Origin of the sequence: Streptomyces sp. NPDC096310 (assembly GCF_044763125.1) — a bacterium.
In the GTDB taxonomy this organism is placed as follows: domain Bacteria; phylum Actinomycetota; class Actinomycetes; order Streptomycetales; family Streptomycetaceae; genus Streptomyces.
The window spans coordinates 14382-30587 of the sequence record NZ_JBIWFO010000015.1 but is presented as its reverse complement, the minus strand read 5'-3'; the positions used below and the strand labels follow the sequence as shown (position 1 = coordinate 30587).

16 protein-coding genes and 1 pseudogene are annotated in these 16206 nt (G+C 72.2%); 6 read left to right on the top strand and 11 right to left on the bottom strand.

Features of this window, described 5'->3' with window-relative positions; genetic code table 11:
- Positions 1 to 3: 3 nt before the first annotated feature.
- Positions 4 to 2271, bottom strand: a complete 2268-nt coding sequence (scpA, locus tag ACIQ7D_RS24865) for a methylmalonyl-CoA mutase (protein ID WP_403940969.1) — start codon at positions 2269 to 2271, stop codon at positions 4 to 6.
- Positions 2271 to 4166: a methylmalonyl-CoA mutase family protein gene (locus ACIQ7D_RS24860; protein ID WP_403940968.1), complete on the bottom strand. Its 1896-nt coding sequence runs from the start codon at positions 4164 to 4166 to the stop codon at positions 2271 to 2273. The genes scpA and ACIQ7D_RS24860 overlap by 1 nt, the downstream gene beginning before the upstream one ends.
- 484 nt (positions 4167 to 4650) lie before the next feature.
- Between ACIQ7D_RS24860 and ACIQ7D_RS24855 the strand changes: the two genes are divergently transcribed.
- Complete coding sequence (locus tag ACIQ7D_RS24855) at positions 4651 to 5523, top strand: undecaprenyl-diphosphate phosphatase (RefSeq protein ID WP_403940966.1); 873 nt, start codon at positions 4651 to 4653, stop codon at positions 5521 to 5523.
- Between the two features lie 24 nt (positions 5524 to 5547).
- Here the strand turns inward: ACIQ7D_RS24855 and ACIQ7D_RS24850 are convergent, their stop codons facing one another.
- Positions 5548 to 5727, bottom strand: a complete 180-nt coding sequence (locus ACIQ7D_RS24850; RefSeq protein WP_403940964.1) for a hypothetical protein — start codon at positions 5725 to 5727, stop codon at positions 5548 to 5550.
- 166 nt (positions 5728 to 5893) lie between these two features.
- Here ACIQ7D_RS24850 and ACIQ7D_RS24845 point away from each other — a divergent pair, with 166 nt between their 5' ends.
- The 3 genes from ACIQ7D_RS24845 to lnt all read left to right on the top strand — a co-directional run bounded on the left by ACIQ7D_RS24845 (position 5894) and on the right by lnt (position 8325).
- Positions 5894 to 6064, top strand: a complete 171-nt coding sequence (locus tag ACIQ7D_RS24845) for a hypothetical protein (RefSeq protein WP_329823175.1) — start codon at positions 5894 to 5896, stop codon at positions 6062 to 6064.
- A gap of 124 nt (positions 6065 to 6188) precedes the next feature.
- Positions 6189 to 6644 carry a nuclear transport factor 2 family protein gene (locus ACIQ7D_RS24840; protein ID WP_403940962.1) on the top strand — a complete coding sequence of 152 codons (456 nt, stop codon included), beginning with the start codon at positions 6189 to 6191 and terminating at the stop codon, positions 6642 to 6644.
- On the top strand, positions 6571 to 8325 hold the full coding sequence (lnt, locus tag ACIQ7D_RS24835; RefSeq protein WP_403940960.1) for an apolipoprotein N-acyltransferase: 1755 nt from the start codon (positions 6571 to 6573) through the stop codon (positions 8323 to 8325). Before ACIQ7D_RS24840 ends, lnt begins: the two co-directional genes overlap by 74 nt.
- Here lnt and ACIQ7D_RS24830 read toward each other — a convergent pair.
- Together ACIQ7D_RS24830 and ACIQ7D_RS24825 are read right to left on the bottom strand one after the other, a co-directional pair.
- A complete protein-coding gene (locus ACIQ7D_RS24830; RefSeq protein ID WP_403940958.1) occupies positions 8249 to 9154 on the bottom strand; it encodes a Gfo/Idh/MocA family protein in 906 nt (301 codons plus the stop codon). The genes lnt and ACIQ7D_RS24830 overlap by 77 nt on opposite strands.
- 151 nt (positions 9155 to 9305) lie before the next feature.
- Positions 9306 to 10031, bottom strand: a pseudogene (locus ACIQ7D_RS24825) (FAD-dependent monooxygenase); the annotation flags it as partial.
- A gap of 118 nt (positions 10032 to 10149) precedes the next feature.
- On the opposite strand from ACIQ7D_RS24825, the gene ACIQ7D_RS24820 reads away from it, so the two are divergent.
- The gene (locus ACIQ7D_RS24820; RefSeq protein WP_403940956.1) at positions 10150 to 10710 is read left to right on the top strand and encodes a DinB family protein; all 561 of its coding nucleotides are present in this window, start codon (positions 10150 to 10152) and stop codon (positions 10708 to 10710) included.
- A gap of 141 nt (positions 10711 to 10851) precedes the next feature.
- Entirely contained in the window at positions 10852 to 11337 is a 486-nt protein-coding gene (locus ACIQ7D_RS24815; RefSeq protein ID WP_403940954.1) for a hypothetical protein, read from the top strand.
- Between the two features lie 70 nt (positions 11338 to 11407).
- On the opposite strand, the gene ACIQ7D_RS24810 is transcribed toward ACIQ7D_RS24815, so the two are convergent.
- The 6 genes from ACIQ7D_RS24810 to ACIQ7D_RS24785 form a co-directional block, all read right to left on the bottom strand.
- Entirely contained in the window at positions 11408 to 11884 is a 477-nt protein-coding gene (locus ACIQ7D_RS24810) for a hypothetical protein (RefSeq protein WP_403940952.1), read from the bottom strand.
- Positions 11885 to 11954: 70 nt separating this feature from the next.
- Entirely contained in the window at positions 11955 to 12638 is a 684-nt protein-coding gene (locus ACIQ7D_RS24805) for a uracil-DNA glycosylase (protein WP_403940950.1), read from the bottom strand.
- Positions 12639 to 12769: 131 nt separating this feature from the next.
- The gene (locus tag ACIQ7D_RS24800) at positions 12770 to 13567 is read right to left on the bottom strand and encodes an SDR family oxidoreductase (RefSeq protein WP_403940948.1); all 798 of its coding nucleotides are present in this window, start codon (positions 13565 to 13567) and stop codon (positions 12770 to 12772) included.
- A 17-nt stretch (positions 13568 to 13584) separates the two neighbouring features.
- Positions 13585 to 14346 (bottom strand): 3-oxoacyl-ACP reductase FabG, encoded by a 762-nt coding sequence (gene fabG / locus ACIQ7D_RS24795; RefSeq protein WP_403940946.1) that lies wholly within the window; start codon positions 14344 to 14346, stop codon positions 13585 to 13587.
- A 174-nt stretch (positions 14347 to 14520) separates the two neighbouring features.
- On the bottom strand, positions 14521 to 14949 hold the full coding sequence (locus ACIQ7D_RS24790) for a DUF3037 domain-containing protein (RefSeq protein WP_403940944.1): 429 nt from the start codon (positions 14947 to 14949) through the stop codon (positions 14521 to 14523).
- A complete protein-coding gene (locus ACIQ7D_RS24785) occupies positions 14946 to 15806 on the bottom strand; it encodes a HipA family kinase (protein WP_403940942.1) in 861 nt (286 codons plus the stop codon). Before ACIQ7D_RS24785 ends, ACIQ7D_RS24790 begins: the two co-directional genes overlap by 4 nt.
- Positions 15807 to 16206: the final 400 nt, after the last annotated feature.

Sequence of the window (16206 nt, the reverse complement as noted above, 5' to 3'; positions counted from 1 at the left end):
CGCTCACCGCTCGTCGGCGGCGGGCTCGGGCCCGGCGGCCCCGGTGACGGGTTTTGGCCCCGGGCTCCCGTGGCCGAGCGAGGCCGCCAGCGAGACCAGCAGTTCGTGCGCGGCGTCGGGGATCACCGTGCCCGGCGGGAAGACCGCGGCGGCGCCCGCCCGGCGCAGCTCCTCGATGTCCTGGGGCGGGATCACCCCGCCGACGACGATCATGATGTCCTCCCGGCCCTCGGCGGCCAGTTCCTCGCGCAGCGCCGGTACGAGGGTGAGGTGCCCGGCGGCCAGCGAGGAGACACCGACGATGTGCGCGTCGGCCTCGACCGCCTGCCGGGCCACCTCGCCCGGCGTCTGGAACAGCGGGCCGACATCCACGTCGAAGCCCAGGTCGGCGAAGGCGGTCGCGATCACCTTCTGGCCGCGGTCGTGGCCGTCCTGCCCCATCTTGGCCACCAGGATGCGGGGGCGGCGCCCCTCCGCCTGCTCGAAGTCCTCGACCGCGGCGCGGGTGCGCTCGACGGCCGGGGAGCTGCCTGCCTCGTTGCGGTACACACCGGCGATGGTACGGATCTGGCCCGCGTGGCGCCCGTACACCTTCTCCAGGGCGTCGGAGATCTCGCCGACGGTCGCCTTGGCGCGGGCGGCGTCCACCGCGAGGGCGAGCAGGTTGCCGTCGAGCCCGGGGCCGGGACCGGCCTCGGCGGCGGCGGTGAGGGCGCGCAGCGCGTCCTGGCAGGCGGTTTCGGAGCGCTCGGCGCGCAGCCGGCGCAGTTTCTCGATCTGCTGGGCGCGTACGGAGGAGTTGTCGACCTTGAGGACGTCGATCTTCTCGTCGGTCTCGACGCGGTACTTGTTGACGCCGATGACGGGCTGCCGCCCGGAGTCGATCCGCGCCTGGGTGCGGGCGGCGGCCTCCTCCACCCGGAGCTTGGGGATGCCCGCGTCGATGGCCCGCGCCATGCCGCCGGCCGCCTCGACCTCCTCGATGTGCTGCCAGGCGCGGCGCGCGAGGTCGTAGGTGAGCTTCTCCACGTACGCGCTGCCGCCCCACGGGTCGGTGACGCGGCAGGTGCCGGACTCCTGCTGGATGAGGAGCTGGGTGTTGCGGGCGATCCGGGCGGAGAAGTCGGTGGGCAGGGCCAGCGCCTCGTCCAGCGCGTTGGTGTGCAGCGACTGGGTGTGGCCCTGGGTGGCGGCCATCGCCTCGACGCAGGTGCGGGTGACGTTGTTGAAGACGTCCTGTGCGGTGAGCGACCAGCCGGAGGTCTGTGAATGGGTGCGCAGGGAGAGCGACTTGGCGTTCCGCGGGTCGAACTTCCTGACCAGCTTGGCCCACAGGAGCCGGGCCGCCCGCAACTTGGCGATCTCCATGAAGAAGTTCATGCCGATGGCCCAGAAGAAGGAGAGCCGGGGCGCGAACGCGTCCACGTCGAGTCCGGCGCCGAGTCCGGCGCGCAGGTACTCCACACCGTCGGCGAGGGTGTAGGCCAGCTCCAGGTCGGCCGTCGCGCCCGCTTCCTGGATGTGGTAACCGGAGATGGAGATGGAGTTGTAGCGCGGCATCTTCCGTGAGGTGTACGCGAAGATGTCGGAGATGATCCGCATCGAGGGTTCCGGCGGATAGATGTAGGTGTTGCGGACCATGAACTCCTTGAGGATGTCGTTCTGGATGGTCCCGGCCAGCTTCTCGGGCGGTACGCCCTGTTCCTCGGCGGCGACGATGTACAGGGCGAGTACGGGCAGTACGGCGCCGTTCATCGTCATCGACACGCTCATCCGGTCGAGCGGGATGCCGTCGAAGAGCCGGCGCATGTCGTAGATCGAGTCGATGGCGACCCCTGCCATGCCGACATCGCCGGTGACCCGGGGGTGGTCGCTGTCGTAGCCGCGGTGGGTCGGCAGGTCGAAGGCGACCGAGAGGCCCTTCTGCCCGGCGGCGAGGTTGCGCCGGTAGAAGGCGTTGGACTCCTCGGCGGTGGAGAACCCGGCGTACTGTCGGATGGTCCAGGGCTGGTTGACGTACATCGTCGGGTAGGGGCCACGCAGGTACGGCGCGATCCCGGGGTACGTGCCGAGGAAGTCGAGCCCGGTCAGGTCCTCGGCCGTGTAGAGCGGTTTGACGGCGATGCCCTCCGGGGTGTCCCAGCGCAGGTCGTCGTCGCCCTTCCCGGTCTGTTCCTTGACGGCGGCGCGCCACTGGTCCGCGGTGACCCCGGCGCTGTCAGCGCTGTCATCGGGATCCAGCTCGATCTCGGAGAAGTCGGGGATCCCCATCACGCCACTCCCATACGGTCGAGGACCGAGGTGAGTACGGCGATCGCGTCGCCGCCCGCGACGACGAAGTCGTCGACCCCGGCCCGTACATAGGTCTCACGGTGTTCGCCGGGGCGGCCGGCGAGGAACACCCTTTGCGCGCCCGCCGACTTGAGCGCCTCGGCGACGGGTGCCGCGCCCTCGGCGCAGAGCGCGTCGCTGGAGCAGATGCAGGCGACGCCCGCCCCGCTGCGGGTGAAAGCCGCGGCGGCGGTCGCCGCGTTGACCGTCACCGGGTCGTGGACGGCCTCGATGCCGCCGGCCTGGAAGAGGCTGGTGGCGAAGGTGGCCCGGGCGGTGTGCGCGGCGGCGGGGCCGAGCGCGGCGAGGAAGACACGGGGCCGGGCGCCGGTGGCGGCGAGATGCGCGTCGGAGCGGGCCCGCAGTTCCTCGTACGCCTCGTCGCGGTGGACGACGGGCAGTCCGCCGGTGGGCGGCGCGGGCGGCGCCTCGCGCTCCACCGGGTCCTGGGCGAGCTGCGGGAACTCGCTGACGCCGGTGATGGGTTCGCGCCGCCGGGCGAGCCTTGTGGAGCGCTCGGCCCAGGTGGCGGCGAGCCGTTCGCCGACGAGCCCGGAGCGCAGTGCGGCGCGCTGGCCGCCGGCGCGCTCGATCTCCTGGAACCAGGCCCAGGCGGCGTGGGCGAGTTCGTCGGTCAGCCGCTCGACGTACCAGGAGCCGCCCGCCGGGTCGATGACGCGGCCGAGATGCGACTCCTCCATGAGGATCGCCGAGGTGTTGCGGGCGATCCGGCGGGCGAAGGCGTCGGGGAGTCCGAGGGCGTGGTCGAAGGGCAGTACGGTCACGGAGTCGGCGCCGCCCACCCCGGCCGCGAGGGCGGCGACCGTGGTGCGCAGCATGTTCACCCACGGGTCGCGACGGGTCATCATCACCGCCGAGGTGACGGCGTGCTGACGCTGCGCCGAGGCGGCCGGGCCCGCGCCGCTGACCTGCGCGACGCGGGCCCACAGCCGCCGGGCGGCGCGGAGTTTGGCGATGGTCAGGAACTGGTCGGCGGTGGCCGCGTACCGGAATTCGAGCTGGCGGCAGGCGGCGTCCACGGAGAGCCCGCTCGCGGTGAGGTCGCGCAGCCAGCCGACTCCGGTGGCGAGCGAACAGCCCAGCTCCTGCGCGTCGGAGGCGCCGGCCTCGTGGTACGGCAGGGCGTCCACGGCGATGGCGCGCAGGCCGGGGTAGTCGCGGTCACAGAGGGCGGCGAGCACGGTGGCCTCGGCCGTACGGTCCGTCATCTCCCGTCCGGTACGGGCGAACCGGCCGACGGGGTCTGCGCCGAGGGTGCCGCGCGCCGCGTCGCGGGGCACTGCGCGCTCGTCGTAGATCCTCAGCAACGCCTGTGCGGCGGAGGTGAATTCGTCGCCCGCGTCGAGCGCGACGGGCGCCAGGTCGAGATGGACACCGTCGAGCGCGGCGGCCAGCGCGGGCACGGGGACGCCGTCGGCGCCGACGGCCAGCCACAGGGAGGTGACCCCGTTCTCCAGGTCGGAGAGGACCGCCTCGTTGGTCAGGGCCGGATCGGGGCGCGTATGCCGCTGGCGTACATCCCAGCCGGCGACGGCCCCGCCCAGCGGTCTGCCGCCTCGGGTGAACGGCGCGAAGCCGGGGAAGCCGCCGGCGGCTCCGTCCGGGCCGCCGGCGGGGGCGTCCTCCGCCGTGTAGAGCGGACGGGTGGACAACCCGTCCTGGAGCGGGGTGGAAAGCGCCTCCTCGGCCGCTGCCCCCGCGACGTCGCGGCCCGACTTGCGCAGCACACCTGACACCAGGTCCTGCCACTGCTCGCGGGTCGCGTCGGGGAACTCGGCTGCCAGGGAGAGCCCGTCGTCATTGAGGACCGTCATGGCGTGATCGTAGGACAGCGCTCTCACCGCGCAGCAGAGCGCGCGACTGTGAGGTTGCCCTCCCCCTGTTTTCACCGGTGTGGGGGTTTCCCGGGACAACACGCGGTAGACGGCACGCGGTACCAGGCGCGGCGCGTGGAACGGCGCGCGCCGCGCGGCGGACCCCGTGGCGTCAGATCCCTGCCGCTGTCCGTTCACCCACAGGCGCTACGCTGCCCACGCCCGGGACGATGAGATCGCCATAGTTTGTGCCTGAACGGGGTCATTCGACGTGCCATGAATCCACCTCCACGGCACCCCGCCGGAGGAGGAGCCGGCGTGGACAGGCCCTTCCCCTCCTTCGTATGAGCGACTTGGCGTCCGGCCTGTCAGCCCGCACCGTCCGCCCGCGACCCTCGCCCGTTCCCTGCCGCACACCGCCGCTCATCGCGCCGCCCTCGCGCCGGCCGGTGCCTGATCATCTTTTGGATGGCGTCGTACTCCCATGTCTTGGTTCGAATCATTCATCCTGGGGCTCGTCCAGGGGCTGACCGAGTTCCTGCCCGTATCGTCCAGCGCCCATCTGCGGCTGACCGCCGTGTTCGCGGGCTGGCACGACCCGGGCGCGGCGTTCACCGCGATCACCCAGATCGGTACGGAGGCGGCCGTCCTGATCTATTTCCGGAAGGACATCGCCCGCATCCTCTCCGCGTGGTTCCGCTCGCTGACCGACAAGGCGATGCGCTCCGACCACGACGCGCAGATGGGGTGGCTGGTCATCGTCGGCTCGATCCCGATCGGAGTCCTCGGGGTCACGCTGAAGGACCAGATCAACGGCCCGTTCCGGGATCTGCGGCTGATCGCCGTCACGCTGATCGTGATGGGAATCGTCCTCGGTGTCGCCGACCGGCTGGCGGCACGTGACGAGACGGGCGCCAAGCACCGCGCCATCAAGGAGCGCAAGTCCCTCAGGGACCTGAGCGTCAGGGACGGTCTGATCTTCGGCTTCTGCCAGGCGATGGCGCTGGTGCCGGGCGTCTCCCGTTCGGGCGCGACCATCAGCGGCGGTCTGCTGATGGGCTACACCCGTGAGGCGGCGGCGCGTTACTCGTTCCTGCTCGCGATCCCGGCCGTGCTGGCCTCGGGCGCGTACGAGCTGAAGGACGCGGGCGAGGGGCATGTCTCCTGGGGGCCCACGATCTTCGCGACCTTTGTCGCTTTCGCTGTGGGATACGCCGTTATCGCATGGTTCATGAAGTTCATCACCACCAAGAGCTTCATGCCGTTCGTGATCTACCGGATCCTGCTGGGCATCGCCATCTTCATCCTGGTCGGCACGGACACCCTGAGCCCGCACGCCGGCGAGTCGGCCGGCTGACCGGGGTCGGACGGATCAGGGGCATCAGGGGAACAGCACGATCCCGACAGCGACCACCAGGACGATGATCGCCACGATGGCCATGAGGCTCCAGGCACCGGGGTGGACCAGGGGCTCCTTCGGGCCCCCGCCGCGCGGCCGGTCCTCCGGCAGCTTCGGGTGGGGCGGCCGGTCACTCGCGTAGAACTCCGCTTCGGTCTTCATCCGAACCTCCTCACAGAGGTCATGACTCACCGGTCTTATACCCATAAAGACATCACATGCACATAAAACGACGTCCCGATGTGTAAGGGGTTGCCTACCACGAGTGTGAGCAAGGACGCTCCCGGATCGGCACCGTGCGCCCCCTGGATGCGCCTAGGCTTGGGCCATGTCCTCTTCTTCCGCATCCGCAGTCCCGGCCTCCGGCGCCGTCGCGGCCAATGAGCGGATCCGCGCCCTCGTCGACGCGGCCGATGGAACGTGGCCCTCGGAGGCGTACGAAGTCCTCCTGCTGGAGTGGGCCGCGGCCCTGCACGACGAGGTCGACCAGGCCGCTTAGCACCTCCGGCCGGCCTCCGTCCGCCGTCGCACCGAACAGCCCCCGGACCATCCGGGGGCTGTTCCTTTCGCCCCCGCCGTGCGCGCCTCTTGGCCTGCGGGGTTCCCTGCCGGAGACTGAACCGATGACACAGCGTGTGGACCTCGCGACCGTGATGGACCGGCTCGCCATCGATGAGGTGATCACCGGCTTCGCGGTCGCCGTGGACGAGGCGGACTGGCCGGGGTTCCGGGCGCTGTTCGCCCCGGACGGCCGCGCCGACTACACCGCGGCGGGCGGGATCGAAGGACCGGCAGCCGAGATCGCCGACTGGCTGGCCGGCACATTGCGGCCGTATCCGGTACGGCAGCATCTGATCGTCAACCGGCGGCTGCGCCTCCAGGACCTGGGCGGCTACACCGGCGACCGCGCCGAGGTGCGCGCCGACTATCTGAACCCGCTGCGCCACACCTCCGGCGCGGACCTGCTGCGCGGCGGCACCCTCGCGTTCGGGTTGCTCCGCGACGATGCGCGGTGGTGGCTGCGTACGGTCACGGTCCACGAGAAGTGGCGGCGCGGCGCGGACCCCGCCACCCCCTGATCCCGCTTCGCCGCCGTCCCGCGGGGAAGAGTCAGCGGGACGGACTCGGCGAGGAGGCACGGTGACGGGGACCACGGTCGGCCGGCGGGAGCGAGCAGGGCACGGCCCCGGCCTGGCGTCGCCGTGGTGGCGCGGGACGGCGGCGGTGGCGGCGGGCGCGCTCTCCGCGCTCGCGTTCCCCGCGCCGTCGCTGTGGTGGCTCGCGTATGTCTCGCTGGTGCCCTGGATGCTGCTGGTACGGAGCGCCCCCACGCCCCGCCGGGCCGCGTTCGACGGCTGGCTGGGCGGTCTCGGGTTCATGGTCGCCGTGCACCACTGGCTGGTGCCGAGCCTGCATGTCTTCATCGTGCTGCTGGCGGGGCTGCTCGGGCTGCTCTGGGCGCCCTGGGGGTGGCTGGTGCGCTCCGTGCTGGGCGGCGCCACGCCGTCCGCGGGGCGCGCGGCCGGTGCGCTCGCCGTGGTGCCCTCGGGATGGCTGGTGATCGAACTGGTCCGGTCCTGGGAGGGGCTGGGCGGGCCCTGGGGCCTGCTCGGCGCCAGCCAGTGGGAGGTCTCCCCCGCCCTGCGGCTCGCCTCCGTGGGCGGGGTGTGGCTGGTGAGTCTGCTGGTGGTCGCGGTCAACACCGCGCTGACGCTGCTGATCGCGGTGGCCGCCGCGCGGAGGGCCGCCGCGGCGGCCCTGGTGGTGTGCGGGCTCACCGTCGGATCGGTGGCGGTATGGGCGCCGCGGCCGGAACCCTCGGGCCACACCCGGATCGCGGTCGTCCAGCCGGGCGTCATCGGCGGCGAGGGCTCCGTCGAGCGGCGTTTCGCACGCGGCGAGGCGCTGACCCGCACCCTGGCCGGGCAGGGCGTCGGACTGGTGGTGTGGGGCGAGAGCAGCGTCGGGGCGGATCTGGCGGGGCGGCCCGATCTCGCGGGCCGGCTCGCCACGCTGTCGCGCACGGTCGGGGCGGAGATCCTGGTCAACGTGGACGCGCGCAGCACGGACGCCTCGGGTCGCCCGGGCATCTTCAAGCGGAGCGTCCTCGTCGGACCCGACGGGCCGACCGGTGATACGTACGACAAGATGCGCCTGGTCCCCTTCGGGGAGTACATACCGGCGCGCGCCGCTCTCGGCTGGGCGACCTCGGTGGGCAAGGCGGCGGGCGAGGACCGGGCGCGCGGCACCCGCCAGACGGTGATGGCGGCCCCGGGACCGGAGGGCGAGCTGCGGTTCGGGCCGCTGATCTGCTTCGAGACGGCCTTCCCCGATCTGAGCCGGCGGCTGGTCGCGTCGGGTGCGCGGGTACTGGTCGCGCAGTCGTCCACCTCGTCGTTCCAGGGGAGCTGGGCGCCCGGGCAGCACGCGTCGCTGGCGGCGCTGCGGGCGGCGGAGAACGGCCGTCCGATGGTCCACGCCACGCTCACCGGTGTCAGCGCGGTCTTCGGCCCGGACGGGCGGCGGGTCGGAAGCGCCGTCGGTACGGACCGCTCCACCGCCGCCGTCTTCGACGTACCGCTGGCGACGGGCACGACCCCGTACGCCAGGCTGGGTGACTGGGCGGTGTACGCGGCGCTCGCCGTGCTGGCGGTCGCGCTCGCGGTGGAGGGCGTACGGTCGCTCAGGCCGCCTGGTCCAGGGCCGCGTGTACCACCCGCTCGCACAGCTCATGCGTCCGCAGGGCGTCCTGTGCGCTGAGCCGGGTGCCCGCCCGTACGGCGTCCAGGAAGCTGAGCACGCACTGCTCGATGCCCCGCTGGCGGGCGACGGGCACCCAGTCGCCGCGCCGCCGTACGCTCGGCTGCCCCTTGTGGTCGATCACCGTCGCGAGATCGTGGACGGCCCGCTTGGTGTCCTGCCCCGACACTTCGAGGATCTCCTCGGCGGAGCCGTTCAGCCGGTTCATCATGCCGATCGCGGTGAAGCCGTCACCGGAGAGCTGCAGGACGACGTGGTGCAGCAGGCCGTCCCTGATCCTCGCCCGTACATCGGTGTGTTCGACCGGTCCCGGCAGCAGGAAGCGCAGGGTGTCGGCGACATGGATGAAGTCGTCCAGGACGAAGGTACGCGGATCCTCCGGAAGCCCGACCCGGTTCTTCTGGAGCAGGATCAGCTCGCGCGGGTGCTCCAGGCACTGGGCGTAGCCGGGCGCGAAGCGGCGGTTGAAGCCGACGGCGAGACTGACGCCGCGCTCCTCGGACAGCTCCACCAGGCTCCGCGCGTCGGCCAGTTCGTACGCCAGGGGCTTGTCGACGTACGTGGGCACACCCGCCGTCAGCAGCCGCCGGACGATCCCGGCGTGCGCGGCGGTCGGGGCGTGCACGAACGCGGCGTCGAGCCCCTGGGCGAGCAGCGCGTCCAGATCGGTGTGGCAGTGCCCGGCGGGGATGCGGAAGGTCTCGGCGGTGCGCGCGAGGGTGGCAGGGGTGCGGGTCTGGAGGTGCGGCTCGACCCCGGGCAGAGTGGTGAGCACCGGCAGATACGCCTTGTGCGCGATGTCGCCGAGCCCGATGCAGCCGACCTTCACGTGGGTCTCCCTGGCGTGGGTGGAGTGCGGTGCTCCACGGTGGGGTTCCGTGCTCCGCGCGGTGCGGGGATTGTGGTCCCGGGACGTGTGCGGGCGCGTGGTGCGGGCGCGTCGCCCCCGCCGTCCGTGGGTCGCCCCCGCCGTCCGTGCGTCAGCCCCGTTGCCCGTGCGGTGTCCCGGAAGCATACGTGCGCGCCGGAGGGGACCAGCCGGCGATGGAGTCGAAGTTCCGCAGCACGAGGCCGGGGACGAGCCGGGAGGCCCCGGCGACAAGGTGGTCGCGCAGGGCCGCGGTGGCCCTGCCGTCGGCGCCGGCCAGCCGGCCCGTGCGGTGGGCCCGGCGGACGATCGCGGTGGTCCTGGGCAGCCGGTCCGCGGTGTACGCGGCGAGGTCGGGGCCGGTCCCGGCGGGCGCGCCCACGCCCGGCCCCGCGTGGTGGGCGAGGACGACGGCGTCCTCGATCGCCTGGTTGCCGCCCTGCGCCAGGGTGGGCTGCATGGCGTAGGCGGCGTCCCCGAGCAGCGCGACCCGGCCGCGGTGGTACGCGGGCAGCGGCACGCGCATCTCGTGGACGTCGTGGCGCAGCACGCCCTCGGGCGCGGCGGCCTCGATGATCCGCGGTACGGGGTCGTGCCAGTCGCCGAAGAGCCGCCGCAGCTCCGCCCGTTCGTCGTCGGGGGTGTGGCCGCCGGCGGGCCCCACGGCCATGGCGTACGCGTACACCCGGCCGTCCTTGAGCGGCTGGGTGCCCCAGACGCGGCCCCGGCCCCAGGTCTCATGGGGCGCGAAGGGCGCTCCGGGCGGCGGGACGACCATGCGCCAGGTGGTGTACCCGGCGTGCGCGGGCCCGGGGTGACCGGGGAAGACTGCTGCGCGGCATGCTGGGCGACGCGGCGCCGCCGGCGGGCGGCGATTCGACGGCCGCCGGACAGCAGGCGGGACCAGGGGACCGCGCCGGATAACCCGTGGCCGCGGGCGGCGGCCGTACGTGAGGATGGCCGCCATGACGACTTCCGAGACCGCTTCGGCGACCGCCGCCCCGACCGCCCCCGACCGCGCCGCGCCCTCCACCGTCGCGGGCGAACGCGAGATGCTGGAGGGCTGGCTCGCGTTCCACCGGCAGACCCTCGCCCTGAAATGTGCCGGACTGAACGAGGAACAGCTCAGGGAGAGGGCCGTACCACCCTCGGACCTCACCCTGCTCGGTCTCGTCCGGCACATGGCCGAGGTCGAGCATTCCTGGTTCCGCAACCGGCTCAGCGACGAGAAGGCCCCGTCGCTCTACTGCACCGGCGCCGACCCGGACGGGGACCTCCACCCCGGCGAGGACGCCACCTGGAACGAGGCGTACGCCACCTGGCAGGCCGAGATCGCCCATGCGCGGGAGGTGGCCGCGCCGCTCCCGCTCGATCATCGAGGCACGGGCGAGCGCAGCCGGACCGGCGAGCCGTTCAACCTCCGCTGGATCTACACGCACATGATCGAGGAGTACGCCCGGCACAACGGCCACGCCGACCTCCTGCGCGAGCGCCTGGACGGCACGACGGGCGACTGACGCTCCGCGCGGCGCCACGCGGCCGGTGGCATCGATCCGTCAACACGATTCCGGCCGCACCCCCGATCGGCTTCACCCGTACGGGCCATGGCGCGCGCTTCCGCTCGCCAACGGCGCCCCTCGCCCAGCAGAGTTGCGCGCGTGCAGCGAACGAGAAACCTGGTGATGGCCCTGGTGGGCGTGGCGGTCACGGCCGCCTCCGGATGTGTGGCCGTGGGGCCGCGGCCCGCGCAGGAGCTACGGCCCGCTCCCTCGGCGGCCGCCCCTTCCACCGGCCCCGGCGGCGCGGAACCACAGGTCGTCCAGGCCCCGGCCGACGAGGCCCTGGAGCGGATCGTCCCCACCCGGGCCCCGGCGCCCGATGCCTCCCCGGGGCCGCGTCCGGCCCCCGACCACCGGACCGGCGCCCGGACGGCGGGCACGGAACGCTCCCCGGCCCCACCGGCCTCCGGGTACGGCCGGGGAGGGTCCCGGGAGGGGGCTCACGAGCAGCCGGTGCGGCGGCTGCCGGCGTCGCTGCCGTCCGTACCGACCCTCACCGAGGTCTGCGCCCTGGGCGAGGGCTACGGACGCTGGCCGGTCGGCAGCCCCCAGGCCCGCATCTGCCAGAGAGCGCAGACAGATTGAGCCGCACGCTCACCACGCTCCTCCACTCACCGCCCCCACCCACTCCCCACCACTCATCCCCCACCACTCGCTACTCCCCCCACGCACCGCTCCCCAGCCGCCGCTCCAGCCGGTCGATGCCCGTCCTGATCCCGTTCCCGTATCCGGCGGCCCCGAGCGCGTCCGCCGCGTCCCGCGCCCGGTCGAGATGGAGCCGCGCCGCCTCCGGCCGCTGGAGCTTGAGGTAGTCGGCCGCGAGGTTGAGATGGAGGGACGGGAAGAAGGCGCGGGCGGCGGGCGAAAGCTCCCCCGCACCGCCGTCCGGTCCCTCCACGGCGGTCAGCGCCCGCAGGTCCCAGGCCAGTTCGTCCCCCGGGTCGTCCTGGGTGTCGGCCATGTAGTGCGCCAGCGTGCAGCGGTGGAACGCCTCCCCCGCCTCACCGATCTCCGCCCACAGCTCGCCGAAGCGGTTGCGTGCCTCCTCGCGGTCGCCGCCGTGGAGCAGCATGACCGCCTGTCCGATCCTGGTCAGGACGGCATCCGCCGACATCTGCCGCTGCTCCGCCACTGCCGCCTCCGCTTGCCCGTCACATCACTCCGACGAACCTCACGCTAACCGCCGTAACGGGCATCCGCTCTCAGCCGAGGTCGGGGATGCGCCAGTCGATGGGCGTGTGGCCCTGGGCGGCGACCGCCTCGTTGATCTGGGTGAACGGACGCGAACCGAAGAACTTCTTCGCCGAGAGCGGCGAGGGGTGCGCGCCCTTCACCACCACATGGCGCTCCTCGTCGATCAGGGGGAGCTTCTTCTGCGCGTAGGCGCCCCAGAGCACGAAGACAGCCGGGTCGGGCCGCTCGGCCACGGCGCGGATCACCGCGTCCGTCACCTTCTCCCAGCCCTTGCCCTTGTGGGAGTTGGCCTCGCCCTCGCGGACCGTCAGCACCGCGTTGAGCAGCAGGACACCCTGCCGGGCCCAGGGCATCAGATAGCCGTTGTCCGGCACCGGAAGGCCCAGCTCCTCCTTCATCTCCTTGTAGATGTTGCGCAGGGAGGGAGGCGTCCTCACCCCGGGACGGACCGAGAAGCACAGCCCGTGCCCCTGCCCCGCGCCGTGGTACGGGTCCTGGCCCAGGATCAGGACCTTCACCTGGTCGTACGGCGTGGCGTCGAGCGCGGCGAAGACCTCCTCGCGCGGCGGGTAGACCGGCCCCTTGGCCCGCTCCTCCTCGACGAAGTCGGTCAGCTCCTTGAAATAGGGCTTGTCCAGCTCCTCGCCGAGGACCCCACGCCAGGACGCGGGCAGCATGTCGGTGTCGGTCACGTCAACAACCTCCGGTAGGCAATCACTTGTAGCCCTGAACCTACCGGTGGCCACTGACAACGGCTCCTGCCAGCACGTTTCCCCTCCTCGGACCCACGGACCCGCCATCGTCCGCGGGGCCCCGGCCGCGCTCAGCCGACTCCGGCGTTGAGGAAGATCCCTCCGTCGACCACGAGCGTCTGCCCGGTGATCCAGTCCGACTGGTCGGAGGTGAGGAAGGCCGCGGCGCCGCCGATGTCCTCGGGCACCCCGAGCCGGCCCAGCGGGTACGCGCCGGCGGCCTCGGCCTCCCGGCCCTCGTACAGCGCCTGGGCGAACCTGGTCTTGACCACGGCGGGTGCGATGGCGTTGACCCGGACGGACGGCGCGAACTCGTGTGCGAGCTGGAGGGTCAGATTGACCATGGCCGCCTTGCTCATCCCGTACGCGCCGATGAACGGCGACGCGGAGATCCCGGCGACGGACGCGATGTTCACGATCGCGCCGCCGTTCTCCTTCTGCCAGGCGCGCCAGGTGAGCTGGGCGAAGCCGAGGGCGGAGATGACGTTGGTCTCGAACACCTTGCGGGCCACATTGAGGTCCAGCTCGGCCATCGGGCCGAAGACCGGGTTCGTTCCCGCGTTGTTGACCAGGAAGTCGACCCGTCCGAACGCCTCCATGGCGCGCTCGACGGCGACGGCCTGGTGCGCCTCGTCGTGCGCCTTGCCCGCCACACCGATCACCCGGTCGGTGCCGAGCCGCTCCACGGCCTCCTTGAGCGCGTCCTCGTTCCTGCCGGTGATGCACACCCGGTCACCCCGCGCGACGAACGCCTCGGCCACGCCGTATCCGATCCCCCGGCTCGCGCCGGTGACCAGCGCGGTCCTCCCGCTCTCCGGGGCCCGCGCGCCCGGCTCCGTACGCTCCGTCTGCTCCGTCTGCTCCGTCATGTCGGCAGCCTCCCCTCTTAGTTGAGCGGTCCGCCGGCCACGTACATGACCTGCCCCGAGACGAATCCGGCCGCGTCACCCGCGAAAAAGGCGATCGCGTTCGCGACGTCCTCGGGGCGCCCGACCCGCTGTACGGGGATCTGGGTGGCGGCGGCGGCCTGGAACTCCTCGAAGCCCATGCCGACCCGGGCCGCGGTCTGGGCGGTCATCTCGGTGACGATGAAGCCGGGGGCCACCGCGTTGGCGGTGATGCCGAACTTGCCCAGCTCCTTGGCGAGCGTCTTCGTGAAGCCCTGGAGGCCCGCCTTGACGGCGGCGTAGTTGGCCTGGCCGCGGTTGCCCAGCGCGGAGCTGGAGGAGAGGCTGACGATACGGCCGAAACCGGCGTCCACCATGTGCTTCTGACATGCCTTCGCCATCAGGAAGGCGCCCTTGAGGTGGACGTTCATCACAGTGTCCCAGTCGGACTCGCTCATCTTGAAGAGGAGGTTGTCCCGGAGCACGCCCGCGTTGTTGACGAGGACGGTCGGCGCGCCCAGTTCGGCGGCGACCCGCGCGACGGCCGCCTCCACCCGCGCGCCGTCCGAGACGTCACAGCCGACGGCGAGGGCGGTGCCGCCCGCGGCGGTGATCTTCTCCACGGTGTCCTCGCAGGCCGCCTCGTCCAGGTCGAGTACGGCCACGGCGCGGCCGTCCGCGGCCAGCCGTACGGCGGTGGCGGCGCCAATGCCGCGCGCCGCCCCGGTCACGACCGCTACGCGCTGCTCGGTGGTGGACATCCCTGATCTCCTCGCCCTAGGTCCTGCGGCCCTGATGCTGAGCAACCGCTTAGTAGGTTCAGCAGACAGACGCTAGAAGCCACAGCACGCCGTGTCAACGGCCGACGACGCCGGTGACGGATCGGCCGCCGGAAAAGAGAGGGAAAGACGGGAGCGGGGAGAGGCGAGCGGAACTCAGAGGACGAGAAGGCGCAGCAGCCGTTCCGCCTCGGCCCGCGGATCGGCCGTCAGTCCTGTGTGGACGGGCCCCGGCTGTACGACGGTGGAGCGCGGCGCGATCAGCCACCGGAAGCGCCGGCCCGCGTCGTCCACGGCGGCCTGTCCGGCCGCCGCGCCGCCCTCGCAGATGCCCTCGACCGCGCGCAGCGCCGCCCGTACCCCCACGAGGTCGGCCCGCGGGTCCAGGGCGGACAGCTTGGCCTCGTCGAGATGGGTGAGGGCGCCGACGTAGGACCGCGCACGGCAGTAGACCAGCACCCCGGCGTTGAAACACTCGCCCCGCTCGACGCGCGGCACGACCCTCAGCAGCGCGTACTCGTACGTGTCCTTCTCGCCCTTGACGTTCTTGACGTACGTGGGCCCGGTGAAGTCCTTCGTGCTCACTGGGCATCCCCCTGCCGGCTCCGCGTACCCTGCGCCTGCCGCGGCCGGGGGGCCAGCCGGTCGGCCAGCCATCCCGGCGCGCGCGAGGACCGCTCGGCGCTCGGCGCGTCGAGGGTGATGCGCCGGTGGATCGTCGCGGCGCGCTCCAGCAGCGGCGCCACATACGCGCGGCGCAGCGCGTCGGTGGAGTCGAAGCCGGGCTCGTCGGCCAGCCACTCCTCCGGCACCTCGGCGGCGACCTCGGTCAGCAGCTCCTCGGTGACCAGCGGGGCGAGCCGCTCGGCGGCGGCCGCGACATCGGGCGCGAAGGGCGCGAGGGCGTGGTCGGACGCGTTGTACGGCTTGGCTGCGGACGCCTGGGCACCCGGCCAGTTGTGGTGCCAGATCATGGTGGCCCCGTGGTCGATGAGCCACAGATCCCCGTGCCAGACCAGCAGGTTGGGGTTGCGCCAGGAGCGGTCGACGTTGTTGATGACGGCATCGAACCAGACGATCCGGCCCGCCTCCTCGGAACTCACCTCGTACGCCAGCGGATCGAAGCCGATCGACCCCGGCAGATAGTCCATCCCGAGGTTCAGCCCACCGCTGGCCTTCAGTAGCTCCTGCACCTCCTGATCGGGCTCCGAGAGCCCGATGACCGGGTCGAGTTCCATCCGCACCAGCTCAGGAACCGGCAGCCCGAGCCTGCGCGCGAGCTGCCCGCAGATGACCTCGGCGACGAGCGTCTTGCGGCCCTGCCCGGCACCGGTGAACTTCATGACATACGTACCGAGATCATCGGCCTCGACGAGCCCCGGCAACGATCCACCCTCCCGCAGGGGCGTGATGTAGCGGGTCGCAGTGACTTCTGTCAGCATTTTCCCAGGCCACTCATTTCTTCAGCCTTGCAATCCACAGTCAACTCGGGAAGGGCGTAACAGCGGGAATCACCCGCCAACGAGCCTGGGGAGAATCTGGGGAGTTTCGACCGGCATGCCGATCCCCCCTCGCCCCGAGCAGTCCGTCAATGGCGGTGCGCCCCTTGCTTCCGGCCTCCGGCATGAGGTGAGCATAGTAACCGAGGGTGATCGCGGGCGAGGAGTGCCCGAGCCACCGGTACATACGTGGAACACCTGCACCTGGATGCCCGCGCCGGCCGAGGCCGGCCTCCTCCCGAGTCCGTCGTGACCTTGGCACGCTCGGCGACCACCGGCCGGACAAACGTGTCGGCCTGGCCGACGCCAGACCCACCATGGCGTGTCCGCGGGCAGCGTCGCG

What these genes read in the sequence shown, in the direction of transcription:
- scpA (WP_403940969.1), bottom strand. Translation starts at nt 2,271, where the DNA reads ATGGGGATCCCCGACTTCTCCGAGATCGAGCTGGATCCCGATGACAGC.
- ACIQ7D_RS24860 (WP_403940968.1), bottom strand. Translation starts at nt 4,166, where the DNA reads ATGACGGTCCTCAATGACGACGGGCTCTCCCTGGCAGCCGAGTTCCCC.
- ACIQ7D_RS24855 (WP_403940966.1), top strand. Translation starts at nt 4,651, where the DNA reads ATGTCTTGGTTCGAATCATTCATCCTGGGGCTCGTCCAGGGGCTGACC.
- ACIQ7D_RS24850 (WP_403940964.1), bottom strand. Translation starts at nt 5,727, where the DNA reads ATGAAGACCGAAGCGGAGTTCTACGCGAGTGACCGGCCGCCCCACCCG.
- ACIQ7D_RS24845 (WP_329823175.1), top strand. Translation starts at nt 5,894, where the DNA reads ATGTCCTCTTCTTCCGCATCCGCAGTCCCGGCCTCCGGCGCCGTCGCG.
- ACIQ7D_RS24840 (WP_403940962.1), top strand. Translation starts at nt 6,189, where the DNA reads ATGACACAGCGTGTGGACCTCGCGACCGTGATGGACCGGCTCGCCATC.
- lnt (WP_403940960.1), top strand. Translation starts at nt 6,571, where the DNA reads ATGCGCGGTGGTGGCTGCGTACGGTCACGGTCCACGAGAAGTGGCGGC.
- ACIQ7D_RS24820 (WP_403940956.1), top strand. Translation starts at nt 10,150, where the DNA reads ATGGCCGCCATGACGACTTCCGAGACCGCTTCGGCGACCGCCGCCCCG.
- ACIQ7D_RS24800 (WP_403940948.1), bottom strand. Translation starts at nt 13,567, where the DNA reads ATGACGGAGCAGACGGAGCAGACGGAGCGTACGGAGCCGGGCGCGCGG.
- fabG (WP_403940946.1), bottom strand. Translation starts at nt 14,346, where the DNA reads ATGTCCACCACCGAGCAGCGCGTAGCGGTCGTGACCGGGGCGGCGCGC.
- ACIQ7D_RS24785 (WP_403940942.1), bottom strand. Translation starts at nt 15,806, where the DNA reads ATGCTGACAGAAGTCACTGCGACCCGCTACATCACGCCCCTGCGGGAG.